The 6,252-nt window shown below is 44.7% G+C and carries 6 protein-coding genes and 1 pseudogene; 2 read left to right on the forward strand and 5 right to left on the reverse strand.

The features are described from left to right. Window positions 1–95: 95 nt before the first annotated feature. From ACIFQM_RS24750 to ACIFQM_RS24765, 4 genes and pseudogenes are all read right to left on the reverse strand, one after another. Window positions 96–604, reverse strand: a pseudogene (locus ACIFQM_RS24750) (NADP-dependent oxidoreductase); the annotation flags it as partial. Between the two features lie 10 nt (window positions 605–614). Continuing rightward, window positions 615–980 (reverse strand): MarR family winged helix-turn-helix transcriptional regulator, encoded by a 366-nt coding sequence (locus ACIFQM_RS24755; protein WP_430043360.1) that lies wholly within the window; start codon window positions 978–980, stop codon window positions 615–617. Window positions 981–1,183: 203 nt separating this feature from the next. Next, window positions 1,184–1,627, reverse strand: coding sequence for an SGNH/GDSL hydrolase family protein (locus tag ACIFQM_RS24760; protein WP_430066387.1), 444 nt, complete (start codon window positions 1,625–1,627; stop codon window positions 1,184–1,186). Window positions 1,628–1,647: 20 nt separating this feature from the next. Then, window positions 1,648–2,493 (reverse strand): LysR family transcriptional regulator, encoded by an 846-nt coding sequence (locus ACIFQM_RS24765; RefSeq protein WP_430043356.1) that lies wholly within the window; start codon window positions 2,491–2,493, stop codon window positions 1,648–1,650. Window positions 2,494–2,624: 131 nt separating this feature from the next. Here ACIFQM_RS24765 and ACIFQM_RS24770 point away from each other — a divergent pair, with 131 nt between their 5' ends. After that, window positions 2,625–3,755 (forward strand): Gfo/Idh/MocA family protein, encoded by a 1,131-nt coding sequence (locus ACIFQM_RS24770; protein ID WP_430043354.1) that lies wholly within the window; start codon window positions 2,625–2,627, stop codon window positions 3,753–3,755. A gap of 109 nt (window positions 3,756–3,864) precedes the next feature. Here ACIFQM_RS24770 and ACIFQM_RS24775 read toward each other — a convergent pair whose 3' ends face one another. Beyond that, the gene (locus ACIFQM_RS24775) at window positions 3,865–4,530 is read right to left on the reverse strand and encodes a helix-turn-helix transcriptional regulator (RefSeq protein ID WP_137061579.1); all 666 of its coding nucleotides are present in this window, start codon (window positions 4,528–4,530) and stop codon (window positions 3,865–3,867) included. Window positions 4,531–4,697: 167 nt separating this feature from the next. Between ACIFQM_RS24775 and ACIFQM_RS24780 the strand changes: the two genes are divergently transcribed. Then, on the forward strand, window positions 4,698–6,071 hold the full coding sequence (locus ACIFQM_RS24780; RefSeq protein ID WP_430043352.1) for an MFS transporter: 1,374 nt from the start codon (window positions 4,698–4,700) through the stop codon (window positions 6,069–6,071). Window positions 6,072–6,252: the final 181 nt, after the last annotated feature.

A 6,252-nucleotide genomic window follows, 5' to 3' on the forward strand; every position in this document is an offset into this window, starting at 1 on the left:
TCTTAAGTTCAACTTATATAGGATCTTCATCGTGGTGTATAATTCCTTTCGTGTTGCGCACCGTTGTATATGTTCTTATGAAAAGGTAATGGCAATCTTACTTTTTTCTGCTCCAACAGATCGGTAATTTCCTGTAACTGCTGTCCATTGGGCTCCAGCCATATATTTTTGGCCGTTACGTCGTACTCAGTGACCAGCTCTGCGTCAAAATTGCTAACGATGGATATGATCCGTCCCGTGTGCTTTTTCAGAACTTTAAAGCTATTTTTCTGGACATCTCCACCCATCGTATCGAATACAACGTCCACATCGGATAATACATCCTCGAAACGGGTCGTACGGTAGACAATAATTTGATCGGCTCCTAATGAAGCAAGTAGCTCATGATTGTGCTCGCCTCCGCATAAGTACCAAAGCGTGTCGTGTCTGGACGGGCAAACACTTCATTTCCTACTTTCCAATCGGTTACCTCGCTGCCTACTTCCGAGATGGTCCCAGCAGCATCCCAGCCCAGGATAATCGGAAACTCCCAATCCATCATTTGCTTCTAATAACCTTCATGCAGCTTCCAGTCAATCGGATTAATGGAGGTATTCATTTCCTCCTCGTGTATTTTACATATTCTTCACATTGGTAGACATGCGCTGTAATGCATTTGTCAAAGAAACAATCTCCTCATCAGCAAACTCACGTAACAGCTTGTCCTGAAAGGCTTGTCTTTGCTCAGACAAAACTTGCAGCTCTCGCCCCCCTGATTCTGTTAGACGAATATAGGTCACACGCTTATCCTGCTCTTTTTTGGTGCGGATAATCAGACCTTCCTCCTCCAGCCTTTTCAGATGCCGGGTTACCGCTGCTCCGTCCAGAACCAGTAAATGCTGAAGCTCCAGCTGACTTAATTCCTGCCGTTGATGAATATGATATAAAATTTCCACCTTGGTAAAGCTTGTTTTTAATTGTGCTTCAAAAGCAGTATTCATTTCTTTACACAAAAGATGCATACGATAAAACAATTTGCTCTTATCCGTACAATGTTCGATGACTTTCCTCCTCCTTTAAATTAATTGACGTATCAATTGATATATCAAGTATTATACACCTCTATTGAAAATATTCAAGCTAAACGACCTGCCTGAGTATTTTCACTTCGGTGTTCTATTCACAGCTGGCAATGATTTATAGGTTATAGCGTGTTCATAAATCCAATAATACGAGCTGCCAGCCGCTCATGACCTGCCTGATTTGGATGCAGACCGTTAGGAATACTGTTAACTAATTCCTCGGCAATATGCTTGAGCGCACCATAAAATGTTCGCGTTTCTGTCGATGGTGTGCCTAAATGACCGAACGGCGTTTCTCCCATCGAAAAATTATTTCTTCCCCCCATAAAAAAGATCACGTCCGCATGGGGATTCATTTTTTCATATCGCTCACACATCGGTTCAAAGCCGCCGCTGGCTACACTGCTACCGGATATGCCGTGATTTTCAAAGCCTTGGAATCCCAGTGCGTTGCTGACGAGGTGGGGGTAAGGCTTTTCTCCATCACACAATTCATATCCAAACGTAATGCTATCGCCCAGAAATACGGCATGGCTACCTTGGTATTTGCCTTGATTGATTGTCATTCGATGTCTCTCTTATCTATTTAGATCGTATTATTGATTTCGATAAATTTATGTTCAATCGCTGTCATTTCATGATTGGGCCGAGTTATCAAATACGTATCCATGTAGCCGAAGGTTGGGGGAATGAGCAAATAGGATGTTACTTTAAATTGCCGTGCCAGTTTTTTGGACATAAGGGTGATTCCCATTCCCATCAAGGCGAATTCCACCATCGTATCAAACACACCGACCTCCACCACCTCGCCATGAGTCAATTGCATGTCCTGATACATCTTCTCCAGATGCGTGAGATACAGGCAGCCATCCGACAGCACGATAATAGAGGCTCCTTGCAGCACCTGTTTGAGGTCTGAGCCTTCATGAATGCCTTTCCCCACCAATACCAGCTCTTCACGGCATATTTTTTGATAATGAATGTAAGGGTTAGTAGAATACCCTGTAACAAAAGCGATATCGAGTTCCCCATCGCGGATTAATCGCTCCATTTCCGTAGTGGTTCCGGTTTTTAAGGTAACAGAAGCCTGCGGGTACAGCTCATATACCTTCGTAAGCGCCCTTGTTGTTTCCCCCGCTACGATGGACTGCATCGTGCCGATGCGCAGCTTTTCCTCCTGCGGTCTCATTTTCATCTCTGTGTCTTGCCATAGCAACAAAATTTGTTTGAACTGAGCGTACAAGGTTTCTCCTGCGGGTGTCAGCTCCATGCCACGGGGCTTTCGGTAAAATAACGCTGTGCCGTAATGGGCCTCCAGCTTTTTTATTTTGGCCGTCATGTTCGATTGCAGGTGATTCAGCTTTTGGGCAGCTTCTGTAAGGCTCCTCAGTTCTGCTACTGAAACAAATGCTCGCATATTTTCAATATCCACGTCTCCACCTCCCATCAAATAAAATGATACTTACATTATAAACAAACATTATTATTTATGAGTTAAGTGTATTATATTGGCCTTGGGCGCTATTTTCCAGCCACATTTAAAATTCAGGAGGGTTCCGCAACATGGTCAAAAAGAAGATTCGTGCAGGTATCGTAGGAGGTTCGATGAATAATAAATGGGCCAGTCAAACGCATATTCCTGCTTTGCTCAAGCACTCGAACCTGGTTATCACTGCCGTCGGCACCTCCCGTATGGAGAGCGCGCGACAAAGCGCAGAAGAAGTAGGGGCTGCACTGGCTTTTGATGATGCCAAAAAACTCGCAGCTTCCGAGGATGTGGACATGGTCGTGGTGAGCGTAAAAGTTCCCCATCATTACGGAGCGGTGATGGCGACTATTCAAGAGGGAAAGCATATTTTTTGTGAATGGCCCTTGGGGGCAAACACTGCGGAAGCCGCTGAAATGGCTACGGCAGCAGAACAGGCGGGCATTCATCATACCGTCGGCTTGCAGGCACGGCAGAATCTTGAAGTGCAAACAATGAAAAAGCTGGTGGAAGACGGAACGATTGGTGAAATTGTGTCCTGTCATATGCAAGTATCTACTCGAGGTAAAGGAGGAGGAACAGATCAGGATACGGCTTATTTGCTGAATAGAGCCAATGGCGCCAATCTGCTGACGATTAACGGGGGACATTCTCTGGACGCGCTGCAATACATCGTTGGCGAATTCCGTGAGCTATCGGCCATCACATCATCTCACTATAACGAAGCCACTATTCAGGAAACGGGTGAAGTCATTTCCAAGGATACTGCGGATCAGATTCTGATTCAGGGTTCATTGGAGAAGGGGGCAACGGTATCCGTCCACATTCAGGGGGGAGTGAATCCAAAATTCGAGCTTGAGATTCAGGGAAAAAAGGGCGTTTTGCGTTTGACTCAGTATCCTTCGCTTGGGCATGTTCAATTTGGGAATCTGAGACTCGAAAAACTTGTGTATGATCCAAACAGTAAGCAGAGTCATACGCCTAATGGCGATTTTGAGCCAATCAATATAGTTCATGAGCCTGATAGCGGAATGGATTTCCCCAAAGAAGGGGTAACCCTGAATGTAGCCAAGGCTCACCATGTATTTGCCGAGGATATTTTGACGGACACCCGTCTCGCTCCCGATTTCAACCATGCCTTAAAGCTACATCAGCTACTGGACCGCATTGAGGAATCGGCTGCAACTGGAAGAAAGATCGTGTGGTAAAAAAGACATCATTAGAACAACAAAACCTTAAAACAAAAACCTTCAAAACCACGAAGGATGTGGAGTTGAAGGTTTTGTTGTCTTGTTACCGATGTCATTCATGCAAGCATCAATGTGCTTGTCCGCCTTCCCTAACCCTGTAAACACAGTTTCTTCCCCCCGCCAAAATATACTCTACCCGTTCGATATGAACGTTATCTCCAAGAATGGTTTCAAATAAATGTAACTCATTCTTACATAACCCGGTACAAGCAGCAGCAGCTTCACAGATCGGACAATGCTTTTCGATAAACAAAAGACTCCCATCGCCTTGCTCCTTGACCTCGGCCATATAGCCTTCGCTTGTTCGAATATCGGCTAGTTTCTCCAGCTTCTCTCTTACGCCCGATGCGTTACCAAGATGCTGAAGATATTGCTCTTGCATATTCTTATTCCTCACAGACAGCAGCTTTTCTAGCCCCTCGTTTCCGAAAGCCTCTCTCATCGAATTGATCAGACTGACTGACAACTCAGAATATCCGTTTGGAAAAAAACGATCAGCCTCAGGCGTTAATCTCCAGAGCTTTGTGGGTCGTCCCATGGGACGGGCCTCTTCTTCGTAAGTAACCAATCCTTCTTCTTTGAGAGCATTTAAATGTTGACGAATAGCCATACCAGATAACAAAAATTTGGAGGATAGTGTCGCAACATCCATTCCACCTTGCTGCTTTAGCAGATCAATGATCCCTCTCCGGGTACCAGTTGATGAATCCTTATTCGTTTGATTGCGGCTCATGGTGAACCTCCTTTTGAAAGCGACTGGATCTACAACACTCTCTACATTTTAAATAAAAATGTTGACAAAGTCAAAGTTAAACTGTAGTTTAAACTTTATAAACAAAAATGTTTACTAAGTATCCGGATATGAAGTATACATAAAAAATTTCTTGGAGGTCACATTTCATGTCGTCTAATCCTCAAAGTATTTTCAGCCCGCGTTATTTTGCACTGTCCATAGGAATTATCCTGTCGGTGATGGCAGTTGGATTCGAGGGCTTATCGGTAACCACAATTGCCCCTTCCATTGCTGGCGACTTGAACGGCCTTGACCTATTTGGCTGGATATTCAGCACATATCTGCTTGCGCAGATTATCGGGACCCTGGTCGTTGGTCGGATCATTGATAGAAGAGGACCTGCAGCACCGTTCACTTTCGCACTTCTTTTGTTTATCGTCGGGCTGATCGCTGCCGCAACAGCAGGCGATATGTATACCATGATAGGGTCACGAGCCATGCAGGGTTTAGGTGCCGGCGCTATGATGACTTGCGTGTACACTGCAATATCCTTAAGTTATCCCGATGAATTACGTGCCAAAATACTCGGAGCATTCGGTACTGCCTACGTTCTTCCGTCCATGCTTGGTCCATACGTTGCCGGTCTTATCGCAGATCAGTGGTCCTGGCGGTTTGTTTTCTGGGGAATATTACCGATTCTGGTTGTTTCAGCATTGCTAAGTATACCTGCTTTTAGGAAATTAAAAACAGAGAGAACACAAGGGGACAACGGAGCTACAGCTACATGGTTGGCGTTACTATTAACGATAGGTACGGGGATTTTCTTAATTGGTCTTAGCATGCTGCCGATAATTACAGGGTTTGTTTTAGTCATTATCGGCTTAGTGCTAATGGTATATCCGCTGCGCAAACTGCTACCCAAGGGAACTCTTGCTTTCCGAAAAGGCATGCCAGCTATTCTAGCAACACGTGGGCTGTTCTTCGCTGCCTATACCAGCACACAGAATTTCTTGGTATTGGCTTTAATAGATGTGAAAGGTATTACTCCTTCTCAGGCCGGATTAATTGTAGCGAGTGCTGCACTGAGTTGGTGCGTCATTGCTTATCTGCAAGGACGTTGGGATTCGGCAGACCAAGGTCGTGGACGTCATACAAGAATTATACTGGGTGTGCTACTGCTTGCATTTGGGATTGCCTTCGTATTTTGGGTACCTGTTGTAACTGTTGCCGTTGCGGTTATTGGACAAATCATAGCTGGAATCGGAATCGGCTTGGCACATCCTATTAGCGGCGTTGTGGCATTTTCCCAAACAGGGGAAGAAGGTGTTGGAAAAACTTCGGCAAATTTGCAATTTGCGGATTCTTTTACACCGGGCGTGGTTATCGGAATAGGCGGTTCCATCCTTGTTGTTTGTCAATCTGCTGGGATGTCACTGCAATCAGGATTAATTGTAACGATGGGTTTTCATCTCTTGTTAATCGTAATGAGTTTATTCGCTAGCACTCGGATTACACCACAAACTGAACTAATAAACAGATGAGGAATCCACAATGTTTACCACTTTAAAAGCGAGTATTGACGGAACCGTTCCTTGTCCTTTAAGACATGGAACGGCTACGTAAGTTAGAACAAAAGGGATCAGTCTCCTGTCTATCTAAGCTGATCATGAGAAGGAGGGTATATCAATAATATGTTGACTACTGGACAGTGAAAAGTTTTTA

The sequence above is a fragment of the Paenibacillus sp. NRS-1782 genome, assembly GCF_050467685.1.
GTDB lineage: Bacteria > Bacillota > Bacilli > Paenibacillales > Paenibacillaceae > Paenibacillus > Paenibacillus terrae_A.